Here is a 16,858-nt window from a genome sequence, read left to right on the forward strand (position 1 = left end):
TCGTGATCAATATCACGCTCCGTCGATGATCATGGGTATGAATCCGACTGTCCCGCTGGAACGCAGCGAGCCTGCGCCCGCCGACCTGCCGCCGCTTTCGGTGCTGTGCGTGGATGACGAACGCAACATCCTCGCTTCGCTCCGCCGCCTGCTGCGTCCGCAGGGGTATGCCATCCATACCGCTGAAAGCGCGGCCGAAGCGCTGGCGCTGCTTGACGGCACGCCGGTCGATCTGATCATCTCCGACATGCGCATGCCGGAAATGAACGGTGCGGAATTCCTGGCCCGCGTGCGTGCGCGCTGGCCCGCGTCGGTGCGTGTGCTGCTCACCGGCTACGCCGACCTGTCGTCGACGATAGAGGCGATCAACCGTGGAGAGATCCACCGCTTCATTTCCAAGCCCTGGGACGATGAACAGTTGCTGGCGGTCGTACGCGACGGCCTGGCGCGCCGGGTGCTGGAGCGTGAACGCGAGCAGCTGCGGGCCCGGATCGAGGAGCAGAACCAGGAACTGCAGCAGATCAATGTGCTGCTCGAGGAGAAGGTGAAGGTGCGTACCGCCGAACTGGCGTGCGCCAACGAAAGCCTGAAGCAGAACTTCCTCACTTCGATCAAGGTGTTCTCCAACCTGATCGAGATACGGCATCCGATGCTGCGCGGACATTCCGCGCGGGTGGCGGCGCTGGCCGGCTCGATGGCGCGGCATCTGAACCTGAACCAGGCGCAGATCAACGAGGTGTTCGCCGCCGCGCTGCTGCACGACATCGGCAAGATCGGCCTCGCGGACGAGGTGATCGCCCAGCCCAGCGACCGGCTGTCTGGCGAGCCGCTGAAGGCCTGGCGCGCTCACGCCGCGCAGGGCGAGTCGGCACTGCTGGCGCTCGATTCGATGCGCGGTGCGGCACGCATCATCCGCCATCACCACGAGCGCTGGGACGGCAAGGGCTTTCCCGACGGGCTGCAGGGCGAGGCCATACCCCCGGGTGCGCGCATCCTCGCGGTGGCCAACGATTTCGACAGTTACATGCATGGGCTGGTGTGCGGGGTCCGCCACAGCGAGGACGCGAGCTTCGACTACATCCTCCTGGGTCGGGGCAGCCGCTACGACGCGGGCATCGTCGTCGCGCTGCGTGCCGCGCTCGACGAGGCGACCACGGCCCGCGTGCGGGACGACGCGCTCACCGTCGACAAGCTGGAACCGGGCATGAAGCTGTCACGCGATCTGGTCGACCGGGATGGCCGACTGCTGCTGGCTGCCGACTTCGTGCTCGACGGCGTGGTGATCCGCCAGATACGCGAATACGCGGCCCGGGTGAGCCCGACCATGAAACTTCACGTCCACCCCGGCGCCTCTGCGAAAGCGAGCTGACACCATGCCCATTTCCGTACTCGTCGTCGATGATTCAGCGATGGCGCGCAAGATGCTGATCAAGTCGCTGCCGCCGGACTGGGACATCGAGATCCGCCAGGCCTGCAACGGCGAGGAGGCGATCGCCGCCTACCGCCAGGGCCGTGCCGACGTCATCTTCCTCGACCTGAACATGCCGGGCATAGACGGCTACGGCGTGCTGGAAACGCTGCAGGCGGAGGACCTCAACTGCTTCGTCATCGTGGTGTCCGCCGACGTCCAGCCGCAGGCGCGCGAACGGGTGATGAAGCTGGGCGCCATCGCCTTCGTCCAGAAGCCGGTCGACGCCGCCAAGCTCGAACCGGTGCTGCGCGAATACGGAGTGGTGGTATGAGCCTGAACCTGCTGACCGAAGAACAGAACGAGGCGCTGCAGGAGATCGCCAACATCGGCATGGGCCGTGCCGGCCGCTCGATCGCCGGCGTGTTCGACGAATTCGTCGAACTGTCGGTGCCGCGGGTGCGCGAAGCCGGGCTCGACCGCCTGCCCGCCGCGGTGGCCGACCTCATTCCGGACGAAACGCTGACCGCGGTGCGCCAGGGCTTTTTCGGCCGGGTGCGCGGTGAGGCCATCGTGGTGTTCGGCATCACCGGCTGCCGGGATCTGGCCGGACTGATGGGCTATGGCAGCGCGCTGGAGGACTGCGAAGAGGACGAACTGCTGCTGGACGTATCCAACGTCATCGTCAGTGCCTGCCTGGGCGGCATTGCCGAACAGCTGAATGCCGACGTGTGCTTCTCGGCGCCGTCGGTGCTGGCCAGCCACGTGCCGCCCGCCGGGCTGTTCGACCGTACGTCGGCGGCGCCGGCGGACACCGGCGCGCTCATCGTAGAAGTCAATTTCCGGCTCGAACGTCACAGCTTCGCCTGCAGCCTGCTCATGATGCTGCCGGCCGACAGCATGGGCGCCATACGGCGCGCGCTGGACGACTTCCTCGCCAACTTCTGACGCGGACCGCTGCGGAGGGCGCCGACATGGAACGCTTCGAACCTGACATGACCGCCGGCCAACGTCTGATCGACATGGTCGACGTGGGGGTGTTCGCGGTGGACCGCGCACTGTGCGTGCGCAGCTGGAATGCCTTCATGGTGGCGCACAGCGGTCTCGGCAGGCAGGCGGCGATCGGGCGCTCCATCTTCGACCTGTTCTCCGATCTGCCGCGCGGCTGGCTGGAGAAGAAGTTCGAGCGGGTGTTCGCGCTGGGCGCGCCGTCCTTCACCTCGTGGGAGCAGCGCCCCTGGCTGTTCCGCATTCCTCACAACCGGCCGATCACCGGTGGCGTTGATTGCATGCAGCAGGACACCCGCTTCATTCCGCTCAAGGACGAGCACGGTGAAGCGGTGCTGGTGCTGGTGTGCGTGTTCGACGTGACCGACGCAGCGCTGCTGCACCGCCGCCTGGCCGAAACCGTCAGCGCGCTGGAGGCCGAACGCAGCGAACAGCAGACGCTGATCGCGCGTCTGGCCGAAGCGCAGGAACAGCTGATCCAGTCGGAAAAACTGGCCGCCATCGGCCAGCTGGCGGCCGGCGTTGCGCACGAGATCAACAATCCGGTCGGTTTCGTCATGTCCAATTTCGGTGCGCTGGAACGCTATATCGAGCGCGCGTTCGCGCTGATCGCTGCCTACGACCGCCAGCTCGATCAGCTACCGCCCGCGGTGCAGGCCGACATGGCGCAGATGAAAGCCGATATCGACTACGACTTCATGGCAGACGACGCGCGCAGCCTGGTGGCGGAAAGCCGCGACGGCCTGGAGCGGGTGAAACGCATCGTGTCCGACCTGCGCGACTTTTCGCGGGTGGGCGAAACCGAGTGGCAGTGGGCGAGCCTGCACAACTGTCTCGACAGCACGCTCAACGTGGTGATGAACGAGATCAAGTACAAGGCACAGGTGGTGAAGGACTACGGCGATCTGCCGCAGATCGAGTGCATGCCCTTCCAGCTGAATCAGGTGTTTCTGAACCTGCTGGTCAATGCCGCGCACGCGATAGACGGGCAGGGCGCCATCACGCTGCGCACCCGGCTCGAGGGCGACAGCGTGGTGGTCCAGTTCAGCGACACCGGCTGCGGCATGCCGCCCGAGGTGGTCAAGCGCATCTTCGACCCCTTCTTCACCACCAAGCCGGTGGGCAAGGGCACCGGATTGGGCCTGTCGGTCACCCACAGCATCGTTGGCCGCCATCGCGGCAGCATCGCGGTGGACAGCACGCCGGGGCAGGGCACCACCTTCACGCTGCGTCTGCCGCTGCGCCAGACCTCCGCCTGAGCCGGCGGGCCTGCCGGTCCAGCGTCCTGCAGCGCGCTGTAACGGATTTATCGCAGAAACGGCCGGCGCCTCGCGTAGACTCGTGCGCTTCCGATTCTTCTCAGGTAAGCGTCATGTCCCTGCAGCCCGTCATCCTGTGCGGCGGTTCCGGTACCCGCCTGTGGCCTCTGTCGCGCGAGCGCTATCCGAAACAGCTGCTGCCGCTCGATGGTGACAACACGCTGCTGCAGGACACCGCGCTGCGTGCTGGCGCGCCGGGCATCGAACTGGCGCCGCCGCTGGTGGTGTGCAATGAGGAATACCGTTTCCTGACTGCCGAACAGCTGCGCCAGATCGGCGTGCATCCGGCCGCGCTGCTGCTCGAACCGGTCGGCCGCAATACCGCGCCGGCGCTGGCGCTGGCTGCGCTGGCCGCAGCCGGACCGGACACCGTGCTGCTGGTCATGCCGTCCGACCACGTGATCCGCGACACCCCGGCCTTCCGTGCCGCGGTCGCCATCGGTGCGGCCCAGGCGGAGCAGGGTGCGGTGGTGACTTTCGGCATCACGCCGGACCGGCCGGAAACCGGCTACGGCTATATCAAGGTGGGTGCGGCGCTGGCCGGCAGCCCGGCGCGCACGCTGGACCGCTTCGTCGAGAAGCCGGACGCGCCGACCGCGGCTGCCTACCTGGAAAGCTGCGATTACCTGTGGAATGCCGGCATCTTCATGATGAAGGCCGGGGTCGCGCTCGAACTGCTGAAGCGTTTCCGTCCGGACATCGAGGCCGCCAGCCGTGCCGCCTATGAAGGCGGCGCCGCCGACCACGACTTCTACCGCGTTGACAAGGCGGCTTTCGCCGCCTGCCCGTCGGATTCGATCGACTACGCCATCATGGAACCGCTGGCCGCCGGAGAGCCGCGCCTGGCGCCGGCAGTCGTGGTGCCGCTGGACGCCGGCTGGTCCGACGTCGGCGCCTGGGACGCGCTGTGGCAGGTGGCCGACAAGGACGCCGCCGGCAACGTGGCGCGCGGCGACGTGCTGCTGCAGGACACTTCGGACAGCCTGGTGTTCGCCGAAACCCGCATGGTGAGCTGCCTCGGCCTGAAGGACGTGGTGGTGGTCGAAACCAGTGACGCGGTCATGGTGGCGGCCAAGGACCGCACCCAGGACGTGAAGCGTATCGTGACCGAACTGAAGGCGAAGAAGCGCCCTGAGGCGGAAAACCACCGTAAGGTGTATCGCCCGTGGGGCTATTACGACTCGATCGACGCCGGCCCGCGCTTCCAGGTCAAGCGCATCGTGGTCAATCCGGGCGCTTCGCTGTCGCTGCAGATGCATCATCACCGCGCCGAGCACTGGATCGTGGTCAGCGGCACCGCCCGCGTCACCTGCGGCGACAACGTGTTGCTGCTGTCGGAAAACCAGTCCACCTACATTCCGCTGGGTACCACGCACCGGCTGGAAAACCCGGGCAAGCTGCCGCTGGAAATGATCGAGGTGCAGTCCGGCAGCTATCTGGGCGAGGACGATATCGTCCGCTTCGAGGACACCTACGGCCGCAAGTGAGGGGGCCGGCCCGCGCGCGCGGGCCGTGTCGCCGGATCAGACGACGAAGGTTTCCAGGCGCTGCCGCATCGACTGCGACAGCGCGTTCATCGAGTCGGCCGCCTGACTCACCTGACGTACCGCCGCGCTGTTGTGCTCGCTCATGCCGGCGATGCGCTCGACCTGCTGCGCGATGCTTTCGCTGGCGCTGGTCTGTTCGCGCAGCGCGCGCGAGATTTCATCGGTCGCTCCGACCGCGTTGCGCGATTCGCTCTTGATGTCGCCCATCGCCTGCGCCGCCTGCTGTGTCGAGTGGCCGATCTGGTCGAACTGCGACACCAGTTCCTGCATGCGGCTACGCGTCTGTTCGGTGACCGACTGGACGTTGCCGACCACACCGTCGATCTGCTTGGTCGCTTCGGTCGTGCGCTCGGCCAGCTTGCGCACCTCGTCGGCCACGACCGCGAAACCGCGGCCCTGTTCGCCGGCGCGTGCGGCTTCGATCGCCGCGTTGAGTGCCAGCAGATTGGTCTGGTCGGCGATGCCCTTGATGGTGCCGGCGATGTCCCCGATCTGTTCCACCTGCCTGCTCAGTTCCTCCATGCCGCCGGCCGCCGCCTGGACGTCCACGGCTGCGTCGCGCATCGAGGAGGCGGTCGTTTCGATCACGCCGCCACCGAAGTCGGCGCGTTCGAGCGAGCTGCGGGATACGTCGCGTGCGTGACCGGCGCTTTCGCTGACGTGGGCCACGCTGACTGCGAGCTGTTCGGCCGCCGCCGCCATGCTTGAGGTCGAATCGTTCTGCTGTGCCACGGCACCGGCCAGCGTGTCGACCGAGCCGTGCAGTGAAGAGGAGTGGCTGGCGACCTGCTGCGCGTTGTCGCGCATCGATTTCAGTGTCGACTGCAGCTCGGCGAACAGCGCATTGATCGACGCGCCGGCGGCCGACAGTTCGTCGCCGCGGCTGTCGGGTGCGCGCACGGTCAGGTCCATCCGCGCCCGTGCCTGACCGAGCGCACCCTGCAGCGAGGACAGACTGGTGGTCAGACGACGCAGCGTCAGCACGATGCCGACGATGAGCAGCAGCGAAAGCACTGCGATGGCGATGCCCAGCGTGATCAGGCCTGTGCGGTAGAGCGCGCTGGTGCGGGCGCGCGTGTCGTCGCCCAGCGTCTTCACGTCCTGCTCGATCAGCCGGGTCAGCGCGGTCATCGCCTCGGTCGCGCTGCGGTCTATGCCCTTCACGGCACGATCCACCTTCTTGCCCGATTCGGGATCGGCCGGGTCGAAGTTCTTCAGGGCCGCCACATAGCGCGCCTGCATCGCGGCGTGTGCGGCGGCGAGCGCTTTCACCTCGGCGACGCGCGGCGATCCTTCCGCCTGCAGGCGGCCGTCGAGGTCGGCCAGACGGGCGGACACCTCCTGCGCGTGCTTCTCGAAACTCTTTGCGTAGCGCTGGAACTGCTCGACATCGCTGCCGCGGATCAGGATGTTCTTCCATTCCTGCACCTGGGTCTTGAAGTCGATGCTTGCATTCTGGACATCCAGCCCGATCTCGACCGTGCGCTGCAGGCGCCCCAGATCTTCAGCGACGCCGCGGTCGAGGCGGTAGAGCTGGAGCAGGCCGAAGCCGCCTGCCGCCATCAGGCCGGCAAGCGCGATGATGCCAAGGGCGAGCAGTCGGCCGCGCAGTGTTTTCAATCCGGGCATGACGGGCACTCCTGTTAACAAGTGCCTGAATAACGGACGAAAACCGGGAATCTGTATCCGTCAGTGACGGACGGTCGGAAGGCTCACTTGCGTTTGGCGAGGCCGGCGACCCCGGCGGCGATCAGCAGCGCCGGCCACCAGGTGCCGAACAGTTCTGCCAGCTCGCGCAGCGAAAAAAGATTGAGGTTGGACGCCAGCAGCAGTGCGCCGATGACGATGAGGCCGATCGATCCGATCATGAGGGGTCCTTGAAGTCCTGTTTGCCGTCCTGTTCCTTCCAGACCGCGATGGTATTCCGTCCGTCGGCCTTGGCGGCATACATGGCGGCATCGGCACGCGCCAGCAGTGTGTCGAAGTCCTCGCCCTGCTCGGGGCAGGTCACCACGCCGATGCTGGCCGAAATCTGCGCGTCGCCCCGTTCGACCATGAAAGGTTCGCCGAGCCGGGCACGTATCTTCTCGGCCACCGCGCAGGCGGCGTCCACGCTGCCGGTTTCCGGCAGCAGCGCGACGAATTCGTCGCCGCCGTGGCGCGCCAGCGTGTCGGCGGCACGCAGGCAGGACAGCATGCGGCGGCTGGCTTCGATCAGCACCTGGTCGCCGGCCTGGTGGCCCAGCCTGTCGTTCACGTCCTTGAAGTGGTCGAGGTCGATGAACAGCACGCAGAACGGCGTGTCGTAGCGCCGGGCCGCCACCAGGGTGCGGTTCAGCCGGTCGGCCAGCAGGGAGCGGTTGGGCAGCCCGGTCAGGCTGTCGTGGGTGGCCAGCCAGGCGATGCGCGCTTCGTCCGCCTTGCGTTCGCTGATGTCGGCCATCACGACGATGGCCCCGGTCACGCGCCCGTCGCTGTCGATGCGCGGCACGCCGGACGCCAGTACGGTCACGTCGCCGCGGTCGCGTGCCTTCAGCGTGAGCTCCATCCTGACTGTCTCGCCTGCGAGCAGTGCGGTGAACATGGCCTGCAGGGCATGGCGCCCGCCGTCCGGGGCCAGTTCGTCAGCCGGCAGACCGACCACGTCACGGCTGTCCAGATTGAGCATGCGGTGCAGCGCCGGGTTGGCAAATTCGATGGCCTGCCGGACATCGACCGACAGGATGCCCTCGCCCGACAGATTGACCAGCGTGGAATACATCGATTCGCTGCGCGCCAGCGAGCGGCTGACCGCGGCCAGCCGGGCGGCACGTCGACGAGCGATGCCCAGACTGGCACTGAGCGCGACCAGCAGCGCGCCGAACATGATGACCAGCCCCAGTTCGGTGCGCCAGCGGTCCAGCTCCGACGCGGTGACCTCGCGCTGTTCGAACACCAGCAGCCAGCGCCGGCCATCGATGTCGCGTTCGAGGCGGTGCTCCGGCGCGTCGTAGCGCTCCGGGTCGTCCGGATGGCTGTCGTACAGCAGCGCCTCCGGCCGGCCCTCGCCGTCGTAGATGCGCATGCGCAGGCCGGTCATGGAGCGCCCCAGCGTGCCCTCCATCAGGTCGCGCATCCGGAACGGGCTGAATACCCAGCCCATCAGCGCGTCCGAGCGCTGGACTTCTGTGTCCAGCGGCATGCCGTGACGGTAGGCCGGCAGATAGAGCAGCACGCCGGTCTGTATGTCCTGGTCGGTTTCCTGTATCAGCCGCACCTTGCCGGTCAGGGCCGCTTCCCCGCTCAGCCGGGCACGCTGCATGGCTTCACGGCGCACCGGTTCCGACATCATGTCGAAGGAAAAGGCGCGCTGGTTGCGCCAGTCGAACGGTTCCAGGTAGACGATGCTGCTGAATTCGCGGCGTTCGCCCGGCGGGCGGACGCGGTAGTCGCCGTGCCCTGTCGAGCGCATTTCCAGTTCGTGGGCACTCAGTTCGGCCGCCGGGACGAAGCGTGAGAACCCCACCCCCTGGATGCCGGGAAAGTCACGCTGCAGCGACAGCGCCGACACGTAGGCGTGCCAGTCCTCGCGGGTGACTTCGTCGGAAGCGTCGAACAGTGCCCGGGCACCCCGCAGCACCTGCCGGTAGGCGCGCATGCGCTGTTCGATCTGCTGGGCGACGTCATGCGCTGCGAAATCCAGCCTTTCGGTCACCCGCTCCTGGTGGCGGCGGCCGATCTCGGACCACACCAGCGAAAAGGCGCCCACCGCGAGCGCAATGGCCACGACCACCGGCAGCACGATCTGCCACACGGAGCGGTCAGCGGTCGTTCCCCCGAGGGGGTCTGGTGTCGTGTCGGGCATCGAAGCTGCGAGATCCGGGCGTGGGTGGCCGGCGACCTGGGCGCATATGCGCAGCGGGCGCCGGTTCTGTTCCGACTAGCCGTTTTACGACGGAAAATACAATGTACTTGAAGGCTGCCGGCGCTGCACCTTCCGGATCGGCTTTCAACCTCCCGGCGCATATACTTGCGCGTTTTCTTCGTCAGTGCACTAGGCAAAATGGCTCAATACGTCATGTCCATGCTCCGCGTGAGCAAGGTGGTTCCTCCCAAGCGCACCATCATCAAGGACATTTCCCTGTCCTTCTTCCCGGGCGCCAAGATCGGTCTGCTCGGCCTGAACGGCTCGGGCAAGTCCACGGTGCTGCGCATCATGGCCAACGCCGACCGTGAGTACGACGGTGAGGTCCAGCACCAGCCGGGCGTGCGCATCGGCTATCTGCCGCAGGAACCGGAACTGGATCCGGACAAGACGGTGCGCGAGGAAGTCGAATCGGCGCTGGGCGAAATCGTCGAGGCGCGCCAGAAGCTGGAACAGATCTACGCCGCCTACGCCGAGCCAGACGCCGATTTCGACAAGCTGGCGGAGGAACAGGCGAAGTACGAGGCGGTGCTGGCCGCGGCCGGCTCGGACGTCGAGACGCAGATGGAAATCGCCGCCGACGCGCTGCGTCTGCCGCCCTGGGAGGCGAAGATCGGCCCGCTGTCCGGCGGCGAGAAGCGCCGCGTGGCGCTGTGCAAGCTGCTGCTGTCCAAGCCGGACATGCTGCTGCTGGATGAGCCGACCAACCACCTGGATGCCGAATCGGTCGAGTGGCTGGAACAGTTCCTGGTGCGCTTCCCGGGCACCGTGGTGGCGGTGACGCACGACCGCTACTTCCTCGACAACGCGGCCGAGTGGATTCTCGAACTGGACCGCGGCCACGGCATTCCGTGGAAGGGCAACTACTCCAGCTGGCTGGACCAGAAGGGCGAGCGCCTGCGTCAGGAAGAGTCGCAGGAATCCGCCCGCCAGAAGGCGCTGGCGACCGAACTGGAGTGGGTGCGCGGCAACCCGAAGGCACGTCAGGCCAAGAGCAAGGCGCGTCTTGCCCGCTACGAGGAAATGAGCAGCGTCGAATACCAGAAGCGCAACGAGACGCACGAAATCTTCATCCCGCCGGGCGAGCGCCTGGGCGACAAGGTGATTGAATTCCACAATGTTTCCAAGGGTTTCGGCGACCGTCTGCTGATCGACAACCTCAGCTTCACCATTCCGCCGGGTGCCATCGTCGGCGTGATCGGCCCGAACGGCGCCGGCAAGTCGACGCTGTTCCGGATGATTCAGGGCAAGGACACGCCGGATTCGGGTGAAATCGTGGTCGGGCCGACGGTCAAGATTGCCGCGGTCGATCAGACGCGCGACGGGCTGGACGCCTCCAAGACGGTGTTCGAGGCGGTGTCCGACGGCGCCGACATCCTGACCGTGGGGCGCTTCGAAATGCCCAGCCGCGCCTACATCGGCCGCTTCAACTTCAAGGGCGGCGACCAGCAGAAGATCGTCGGCAACCTGTCCGGCGGCGAACGCGGCCGCCTGCATCTGGCCAAGACGCTGATTTCGGGCGGCAACGTGCTGCTGCTCGACGAACCGTCGAACGACCTGGACGTGGAAACGCTGCGGGCGCTGGAAGACGCGCTGCTCGAGTTCTCCGGCTGCGTGCTGGTGACCTCGCACGACCGCTGGTTCCTCGACCGCATCGCCACCCACATCCTGGCGGCGGAAGGCGATTCGCAATGGACCTTCTTCAACGGCAACTACCAGGAGTACGAGGCCGACAAGAAGAAGCGTCTGGGTGAGGAAGGCGCCAAGCCCAAGCGCATCCGCTACAAGCCGATCAGCCGCTGATCACGCCTGCGGCAAGCTGATCACGCTGTCGCATTGAAACCGGAAGCCGGGGGGCTTCCGGTCGGCGCCCTGCCGCGCTAGGCTGCTGCGGCACCTTCCTTCTGTCCCGCCGGAGCATTTCATGACCATTCGCCGCATTTCATCCACGCTGTGCGCGCTCGGCCTGCTGTCGGCGGCCCTGCCCGCATCGGCGGTCGACATCGTGTTCGACTACCGCTATGACAGCAGCGGCTTCTTTACCGCTGACCGGCGGGCGGTGCTGGACGGTGTGGCCCGACTGTTCAGCGACAACCTGACCGACACGCTGAGCGCCATCCAGCCCGGTAGCGACGAGCTGTTCGTGGCGCGCATCTACGATCCGGTCGATCCGCTGAACAGTTCCGTGGTGGTGGACAACCTCACGGTCGCGGCGAACCAGATCCGCATTTTCGTCGGTTCGTACGCGTTTTCCGGCCAGACGCTGGGGGTGGGCGGACCCGGCTTCCAGTCGCTCGGCGGCAGCCAGGCCTTCATCAACCAGGTCGAATCGCGGGGCGAACCCGGCGCATTGCTCAATCCGGCCACCGATTTTGCACCCTGGGGCGGCACCATCACCTTCGGCGCCCAGATCAGCTGGTATGCCGACAGCGACCTGAGCACGGTCGAAAGCTTCAGCGGCCAGTTCGACCTGTTCACGGTCGCGGTTCATGAAACGGCGCACGTGCTGGGCATCGGTACCGCCGACAGCTGGTTCGCGCAGGTGGTCGGCGACACCTTCACCGGAACGCTGGCCACCGCGGTCAATGGCGGTGTCGCGCCTGCGCTGCGCAACGACGGTTCGGACGCCCATTTCGCCACCACCCTGACCGGTCATGTGAATGGAAGCGCGCAGGTGCCGCTGCTGTCGCCCTTCATTCCGCTCGGTGCCCGTCGCTACATGACCGATCTCGACTGGGCTGCGCTGGACGACATCGGCTGGCAGGTCGCCAGCCTGCAGGCGACCATTCCGGCGCCGGTGCCGGAACCCGGCAGCTGGGCGCTGCTGGCCGGCGGCCTGCTGCTGGTCGGCGTATCGGCCCGCCGCCGGACCTGATCCGGCCGGCGCCACCAGACCGGCCTGCGGGCCGGTTTTTCATTTGTGGCGCGCTCGCGGATAATCCGCGTTTTGAAGTGTCCGCCGCATCCATGACCGCCGACCGCCGCATCCTCGAACTGCTCGCGCCCGCCAAGAACGCCGATTTCGGCATCGAGGCCATCAACCACGGCGCCGACGCCGTCTATATCGGCGGTCCGTCCTTCGGCGCGCGCAAGGGCGCCGACAACGACATCATCGACATCGCCCGCCTGTGCACGCACGCGCACCGCTACCACGCGCGCGTGCTGACCGCCTTCAACACCATACTGCGCGACGACGAGCTGGAACCGGCACGGCGCGCGATCTGGCAGCTGTACGACGCCGGCGTGGACGCGCTCATCGTGCAGGACATGGCGCTGCTGGAAATGGACCTGCCGCCGATCCAGCTGCACGCCAGCACCCAGACCGACATCCGCGACGCGGCCAAGGCGCGCTTCCTGCAGGACGTGGGTTTCACGCAGATCGTGCTGGCGCGGGAAATGACGCTGGAGGACGTGCGCAAGGTCGCGGCGAACACCTCCTGTACGCTCGAATACTTCGTCCATGGCGCGCTGTGCGTGGCCTTCAGCGGCCAGTGCTTCATCAGCCATGCGCACACCGGCCGCAGCGCCAACCGCGGCGAATGCTCGCAGGCCTGTCGCCTGCCCTATACGCTGACCGACGCGCAGGGCCGGGTGGTGGCGCACGACAAGCATCTGCTGTCGATGAAGGACAACGACCAGTCGGCGAACATGCGCGCGCTGATCGACGCCGGCGTGTCCTCGTTCAAGATCGAGGGCCGGCTGAAGGATCTGGGCTATGTGAAGAACATCACCGCCCACTACAGTACGCTGCTGAACGGGCTGCTCGAAGACCTGCCGGGCTACCGCCGCGCGTCCAGCGGCCGCTGCAGCTACACCTTCGTGCCGCAGCCGGAGAAAACCTTCAACCGCGGCTCGACCGACTACTTCGCCAACGGCCGGCAGCACGGCATCGAAGCCTTCGAATCGCCGAGCTTCGTCGGCGAGGAGGCGGCGACGATCAGCAAGGTGGCGGCGGATCACATCGAGGTCGATGCCGCGGTGGACATCCACAACGGCGACGGCCTGAGCTACTACGACAGCCACCGCGAACTGATGGGTTTGCGCATCAACGTCGCGCAGGGCCGCAAGCTCTACCCGAACGTGATGCCGGGCGACCTGAAGCCGGGCATGACGCTGTACCGCAACCGCGACCAGGCTTTCGAACGCGCGCTGGAGAAGAAGTCGGCCGACCGCCGCATCCGCGCCGACCTGCGCTTCGAGGAAACCGCGGACGGCTTCGCGCTGACGATGACCGACGAGGACGGCGTCAGCGCCCGCGTCGAACTGACGCACGACAAGCAGCCGGCGCGCGACGCCGAGCGGGCGCTGGCCGGTATCCGCGACAGTCTCGGCAAGCTCGGCAACACGCTGTTCGAAGCCGGCGACATCGCGATCGACCTGCCGCAGGCGCGCTTCCTGCCGGCATCCGCGCTGAACGGCCTGCGCCGTGACGCGGTGGCGCTGCTGGAGGCGAACCGCATCGCCGCCCACCTGCGGCCGCAGCCCGGCGTGCCGGTCGAACCGCCGGTGCGTTTCACCGACACCGAACTGTCCTATCTCGCCAATGTGTACAACGAGAAGGCGCGTGCCTTCTATCGCAAGCACGGCGTGGAACTGATCGCCGATGCCTATGAGGCGAACCAGGAACTGGACGAGGTGTCGCTGATGATCACCAAGCACTGCCTGCGCTTCAGCCACAACCTCTGCCCGAAGGAACTGAAGGAATACGATCTGCGCGGCATGGTGAAGGCCGAGCCGATGACGCTGATGAACGGCAACGACAAGCTGACGCTGCGTTTCGACTGCAAGAAGTGCGAAATGCACGTGGTGGGCCGTATCCGCAAGAACGTGCTGAAGGCGCAGGCGGTGCCGGTCACCTTCCATCGCACGGCGCCGGAAGGCGTCAAGGTGACGCGTTCGGCGCCACGGCCCTAAACCTTGCGCCGCGCAGGCCGCTGACAAGGCGGATGAGGACGGTGCAGGTGCCCGTCCGCCGCGCTCCGGAGCTTCGCCGATCACCATGCTGAATACCGTTCCGCACTGCCCGTCCTGCCGGCTGCCGATGAAGGTTCACCGCTTCAGGAACCACGGTGGCGAAGACATGGAGCTGGACATCTGCTGGAACTGCCAGGGCATCTGGTTCGACACCTTCGAGAACCTCCAGCTGTCGCCCGGTTCGGTGAACGACCTGTTCAAGCTGATGCACGCCCACCGCGACGAAATGCAGCATCCGGTCGCCAACGTGATGGCCTGCCCGCGCTGCAGCCGCAAGCTGGACAAGGGTTTCGACCTGGTGCGCAGCGGTCGCTACATGACTTACCGCTGCCCGGAAAAGCACGGCCGCTACAGCAGCTTTTCGTCCTTCATGGTGGAGAAGGGTTTCGTGCGGCAGATGACTGCCGCCGAAATCGCCGACCTGGCCAAGCGGGTGGGGGCGATCTACTGCACCAGCTGCGGTGCGCCGGTCGATATCCGCAAGGATCACGCCTGCCCGCACTGTCGCTCGGCCTTTTCGCTGCTCGATCCGGATGCGGTCGAGAACGCCCTGAAGGGCTATCAGCAGGCAGAAGCGAAACGCACTACGCGCGACCCGATGATGATGGCGGATGCCATCGTCGAGAGCGAACGTACGCGTGCGCGCGCCGAGCGGCAGCAGCGCATCGAAACAGCCCGCGATACCGGCGGGCTGGATGTGGCCGACCTGCTGGTGGCCGGCGTCGGACTGGTGTGGCGGGTGCTCACCCGCTGAGCGGTCGATGCGGGCCGGTTCAGGCCCCCGGCTTGCCCGACTGCTGTTCGGCGCGGGCCGCAGCGGCGGCGTCCTCGTCCATGTGACGCTTGAAGAAGCGCGAGAACCACACGCTCATGAAGATGACGATGGCGATCACCACCAGACTCATCAGGCCGTAATCGGTCGTCAGCAGATCGGACCACGCTTTCATGACACCCTCCCTGTGGGCTTGTTTTTGTCATTGAAGCGCCGGTCGGCTCATGACGGTCTGATGCAGGTCAACCGGGCGCCTGCTTGCCGGCCACCCAGTGCAGCAGCCCGGTCAGGAAGCGCCATACCCGGGGCAGCAGCCACAGCATGCCCAGCACCGCCAGCGCCAGCAGCGCCAGGAACACCAGCGGATGGGTGAAGGCCAGCCACAGCCCGCCCACCGCCATGCCGTCCTCGCCGGTCGAGGCGATCACGTTGCTCACCGGTTCCGGCGAGGTGTTGATGGCGATGCGGCTGCCGGCCTTGGTCAGATGGGTGGCACCGGTCAGTGTGCCGCCCAGCAGCGCCGCCGCCAGCGCCGCCGCCGTACCCTGATCGGCCAGCGCACCGGCGGCGAGCAGGGCGCCGGCCGGAATGCGGATGAAGGTGTGGGCGGCGTCCCAGAAACTGTCCAGCGCCGGCACCTTGTCGGCGAAGAATTCGACGCACAGCATGAAGCCGGCGGCGGCCATCACCAGCGGATGTTCCAGCAGGTCGAGATCGCCCGGCAGTTCAAGCCAGTCCATGCGGCCGGCCAGTCCAGCCAGGAAAACCACGGCATACAGCCGCAGTCCGCTGGCCCAGGCGAGGCCTGCGGCGGCGGCGATGGCATCCAGTGTGTCCATGGCGAAGTCCGGGCGATGGCGATGGAATGTCTCATGCTAGCCAGCCCGAAGACCGCTTTCCAGTCCTGTTGACAAGTACGGTTCCTAACTATAATCTCCCTAACCATGCTGACCGTACGTGATCTGCCCACCCCCGAAGTGCTGCGACGTTTCGCGCAGCGCTATCCGGACGCCGACATCAGCGGAGTCAGTACCTTTCTGACCCTGCTGCGCACCGCAACCGAACTGTCGCAGATGCTGGACGCCTTCCTGGCCCGGCACGGTCTGCTGCAGGGCCGCTGGTGGGTGCTCATCCTGCTGTTCCGCGAGGAAACGCTGGAGTCGTCGCCGTCGGTGCTGGCGGACAAGGCGGGCGTCACGCGCGCCACCATGACCGGTCTGCTGGACGGGCTGGAGCGCGACGGACTGGTGCAGCGGGTGTATGACGCGGCGGACCGCCGCCGCATCACGATCCGTCTGCTGCCGGCCGGGCAGGCGGTGCTGGACGCGGTGATGCCGGATTACTACCGCCGCGTGCGCACCCTGATGACCGGCCTGAACGAGGACGAGCGCGTACTGCTGAAATCCATGCTGGGCACGCTGCGCGGCGCGGCAGACGCTTTCGCGTAACCGGCGAAAAAAATTTGCCGAAATAGTTAGGTTCCGTATCAAAACCTGAATTCACCCCTCACTTCAAGGAGAACGACATGAGCCAGACCACCCTGCAAGCCGCCATCGCTGACATCAACACCCGCTGGGACGCCGCCTTCAACCGGGGTGACGCCGCCGCGGTGGCCGCGCTGTACGATGCCGAAGCGGCGGTGCTGCCGGCCGGCGGGGACGCGGCCGTCGGCCCGGCCGCCATCCAGACGCTGTTCGCGGGCGCCATCGCCAGCGGCATCCACAACCACCGGATCGAGCAGCACGCGGTGGCCGGCGATGACCTCATCGCGACCCAGCGCGGCCGCTGGAGCGCCCAGGCGAAGAACGCCGACGGCGAACTGCAGACCTTCTCCGGTCACCTCACCGTGGTGTATCGCCGGCAGCCGGATGGCGGCTGGCGTGCGCTGACCCATATCTGGAACTGAGCCGGAACGGAAGGAACGCG

General features: G+C 66.6%; 16 protein-coding genes. 11 read left to right on the plus strand and 5 right to left on the minus strand.

Annotation, left to right across the window (positions count from 1 at the left end; translation table 11 throughout):
• Positions 1 to 37: 37 nt before the first annotated feature.
• The 5 genes from nosR to METUNV1_RS00260 all read left to right on the plus strand — a co-directional run bounded on the left by nosR (position 38) and on the right by METUNV1_RS00260 (position 5,222).
• Entirely contained in the window at positions 38 to 1,369 is a 1,332-nt protein-coding gene (gene nosR / locus METUNV1_RS00240; protein WP_008057642.1) for a response regulator c-di-GMP phosphodiesterase, NosR family, read from the plus strand.
• 4 nt (positions 1,370 to 1,373) lie between these two features.
• On the plus strand, positions 1,374 to 1,742 hold the full coding sequence (locus tag METUNV1_RS00245) for a response regulator (RefSeq protein ID WP_043358700.1): 369 nt from the start codon (positions 1,374 to 1,376) through the stop codon (positions 1,740 to 1,742).
• Positions 1,739 to 2,356 (plus strand): hypothetical protein, encoded by a 618-nt coding sequence (locus tag METUNV1_RS00250; protein WP_008057644.1) that lies wholly within the window; start codon positions 1,739 to 1,741, stop codon positions 2,354 to 2,356. The genes METUNV1_RS00245 and METUNV1_RS00250 overlap by 4 nt, the downstream gene beginning before the upstream one ends.
• A gap of 26 nt (positions 2,357 to 2,382) precedes the next feature.
• Positions 2,383 to 3,675 (plus strand): ATP-binding protein, encoded by a 1,293-nt coding sequence (locus tag METUNV1_RS00255; RefSeq protein WP_008057645.1) that lies wholly within the window; start codon positions 2,383 to 2,385, stop codon positions 3,673 to 3,675.
• A 113-nt stretch (positions 3,676 to 3,788) separates the two neighbouring features.
• Positions 3,789 to 5,222, plus strand: a complete 1,434-nt coding sequence (locus METUNV1_RS00260; protein WP_008057646.1) for a mannose-1-phosphate guanylyltransferase/mannose-6-phosphate isomerase — start codon at positions 3,789 to 3,791, stop codon at positions 5,220 to 5,222.
• 36 nt (positions 5,223 to 5,258) lie between these two features.
• On the opposite strand, the gene METUNV1_RS00265 is transcribed toward METUNV1_RS00260, so the two are convergent.
• The 3 genes from METUNV1_RS00265 to METUNV1_RS00275 form a co-directional block, all read right to left on the minus strand.
• On the minus strand, positions 5,259 to 6,911 hold the full coding sequence (locus METUNV1_RS00265) for a methyl-accepting chemotaxis protein (protein WP_008057650.1): 1,653 nt from the start codon (positions 6,909 to 6,911) through the stop codon (positions 5,259 to 5,261).
• Between the two features lie 83 nt (positions 6,912 to 6,994).
• On the minus strand, positions 6,995 to 7,150 hold the full coding sequence (locus METUNV1_RS00270) for a LiaI-LiaF-like domain-containing protein (protein ID WP_008057652.1): 156 nt from the start codon (positions 7,148 to 7,150) through the stop codon (positions 6,995 to 6,997).
• Positions 7,147 to 9,075: a CHASE domain-containing protein gene (locus tag METUNV1_RS00275; protein ID WP_008057654.1), complete on the minus strand. Its 1,929-nt coding sequence runs from the start codon at positions 9,073 to 9,075 to the stop codon at positions 7,147 to 7,149. Before METUNV1_RS00275 ends, METUNV1_RS00270 begins: the two co-directional genes overlap by 4 nt.
• A 249-nt stretch (positions 9,076 to 9,324) precedes the next feature.
• On the opposite strand from METUNV1_RS00275, the gene ettA reads away from it, so the two are divergent.
• From ettA to METUNV1_RS00295, 4 genes are all read left to right on the plus strand, one after another.
• Entirely contained in the window at positions 9,325 to 10,989 is a 1,665-nt protein-coding gene (gene ettA, locus METUNV1_RS00280) for an energy-dependent translational throttle protein EttA (protein WP_043358702.1), read from the plus strand.
• A 121-nt stretch (positions 10,990 to 11,110) separates the two neighbouring features.
• Positions 11,111 to 12,061, plus strand: coding sequence for a PEP-CTERM sorting domain-containing protein (locus METUNV1_RS00285; RefSeq protein WP_008057659.1), 951 nt, complete (start codon positions 11,111 to 11,113; stop codon positions 12,059 to 12,061).
• A 92-nt stretch (positions 12,062 to 12,153) separates the two neighbouring features.
• Positions 12,154 to 14,100: a peptidase U32 family protein gene (locus METUNV1_RS00290; RefSeq protein ID WP_008057661.1), complete on the plus strand. Its 1,947-nt coding sequence runs from the start codon at positions 12,154 to 12,156 to the stop codon at positions 14,098 to 14,100.
• 85 nt (positions 14,101 to 14,185) lie between these two features.
• The gene (locus METUNV1_RS00295) at positions 14,186 to 14,914 is read left to right on the plus strand and encodes a TFIIB-type zinc ribbon-containing protein (RefSeq protein ID WP_043358704.1); all 729 of its coding nucleotides are present in this window, start codon (positions 14,186 to 14,188) and stop codon (positions 14,912 to 14,914) included.
• Positions 14,915 to 14,933: 19 nt separating this feature from the next.
• Here METUNV1_RS00295 and METUNV1_RS00300 read toward each other — a convergent pair whose 3' ends face one another.
• Together METUNV1_RS00300 and METUNV1_RS00305 are read right to left on the minus strand one after the other, a co-directional pair.
• The gene (locus METUNV1_RS00300; protein WP_008057668.1) at positions 14,934 to 15,107 is read right to left on the minus strand and encodes a DUF3149 domain-containing protein; all 174 of its coding nucleotides are present in this window, start codon (positions 15,105 to 15,107) and stop codon (positions 14,934 to 14,936) included.
• Between the two features lie 67 nt (positions 15,108 to 15,174).
• The gene (locus METUNV1_RS00305; RefSeq protein ID WP_008057670.1) at positions 15,175 to 15,771 is read right to left on the minus strand and encodes a DUF4126 domain-containing protein; all 597 of its coding nucleotides are present in this window, start codon (positions 15,769 to 15,771) and stop codon (positions 15,175 to 15,177) included.
• Between the two features lie 105 nt (positions 15,772 to 15,876).
• Here METUNV1_RS00305 and METUNV1_RS00310 point away from each other — a divergent pair, with 105 nt between their 5' ends.
• A complete protein-coding gene (locus METUNV1_RS00310) occupies positions 15,877 to 16,380 on the plus strand; it encodes a MarR family winged helix-turn-helix transcriptional regulator (RefSeq protein WP_008057672.1) in 504 nt (167 codons plus the stop codon).
• Between the two features lie 77 nt (positions 16,381 to 16,457).
• Positions 16,458 to 16,838, plus strand: coding sequence for a YybH family protein (locus METUNV1_RS00315; RefSeq protein WP_008057677.1), 381 nt, complete (start codon positions 16,458 to 16,460; stop codon positions 16,836 to 16,838).
• Positions 16,839 to 16,858: the final 20 nt, after the last annotated feature.

Origin of the sequence: Methyloversatilis universalis FAM5, from assembly GCF_000214035.2 — a bacterium.
Taxonomy (GTDB): domain Bacteria; phylum Pseudomonadota; class Gammaproteobacteria; order Burkholderiales; family Rhodocyclaceae; genus Methyloversatilis; species Methyloversatilis universalis.

Coding starts and splice junctions, on each gene's coding strand:
- nosR (WP_008057642.1), top strand. CDS start 38: ATGAATCCGACTGTCCCGCTGGAACGCAGCGAGCCTGCGCCCGCCGAC.
- METUNV1_RS00245 (WP_043358700.1), top strand. CDS start 1,374: ATGCCCATTTCCGTACTCGTCGTCGATGATTCAGCGATGGCGCGCAAG.
- METUNV1_RS00250 (WP_008057644.1), top strand. CDS start 1,739: ATGAGCCTGAACCTGCTGACCGAAGAACAGAACGAGGCGCTGCAGGAG.
- METUNV1_RS00255 (WP_008057645.1), top strand. CDS start 2,383: ATGGAACGCTTCGAACCTGACATGACCGCCGGCCAACGTCTGATCGAC.
- METUNV1_RS00260 (WP_008057646.1), top strand. CDS start 3,789: ATGTCCCTGCAGCCCGTCATCCTGTGCGGCGGTTCCGGTACCCGCCTG.
- METUNV1_RS00265 (WP_008057650.1), bottom strand. CDS start 6,911: ATGCCCGGATTGAAAACACTGCGCGGCCGACTGCTCGCCCTTGGCATC.
- METUNV1_RS00270 (WP_008057652.1), bottom strand. CDS start 7,150: ATGATCGGATCGATCGGCCTCATCGTCATCGGCGCACTGCTGCTGGCG.
- ettA (WP_043358702.1), top strand. CDS start 9,325: ATGGCTCAATACGTCATGTCCATGCTCCGCGTGAGCAAGGTGGTTCCT.
- METUNV1_RS00285 (WP_008057659.1), top strand. CDS start 11,111: ATGACCATTCGCCGCATTTCATCCACGCTGTGCGCGCTCGGCCTGCTG.
- METUNV1_RS00290 (WP_008057661.1), top strand. CDS start 12,154: ATGACCGCCGACCGCCGCATCCTCGAACTGCTCGCGCCCGCCAAGAAC.
- METUNV1_RS00295 (WP_043358704.1), top strand. CDS start 14,186: ATGCTGAATACCGTTCCGCACTGCCCGTCCTGCCGGCTGCCGATGAAG.
- METUNV1_RS00300 (WP_008057668.1), bottom strand. CDS start 15,107: ATGAAAGCGTGGTCCGATCTGCTGACGACCGATTACGGCCTGATGAGT.
- METUNV1_RS00305 (WP_008057670.1), bottom strand. CDS start 15,771: ATGGACACACTGGATGCCATCGCCGCCGCCGCAGGCCTCGCCTGGGCC.
- METUNV1_RS00310 (WP_008057672.1), top strand. CDS start 15,877: ATGCTGACCGTACGTGATCTGCCCACCCCCGAAGTGCTGCGACGTTTC.
- METUNV1_RS00315 (WP_008057677.1), top strand. CDS start 16,458: ATGAGCCAGACCACCCTGCAAGCCGCCATCGCTGACATCAACACCCGC.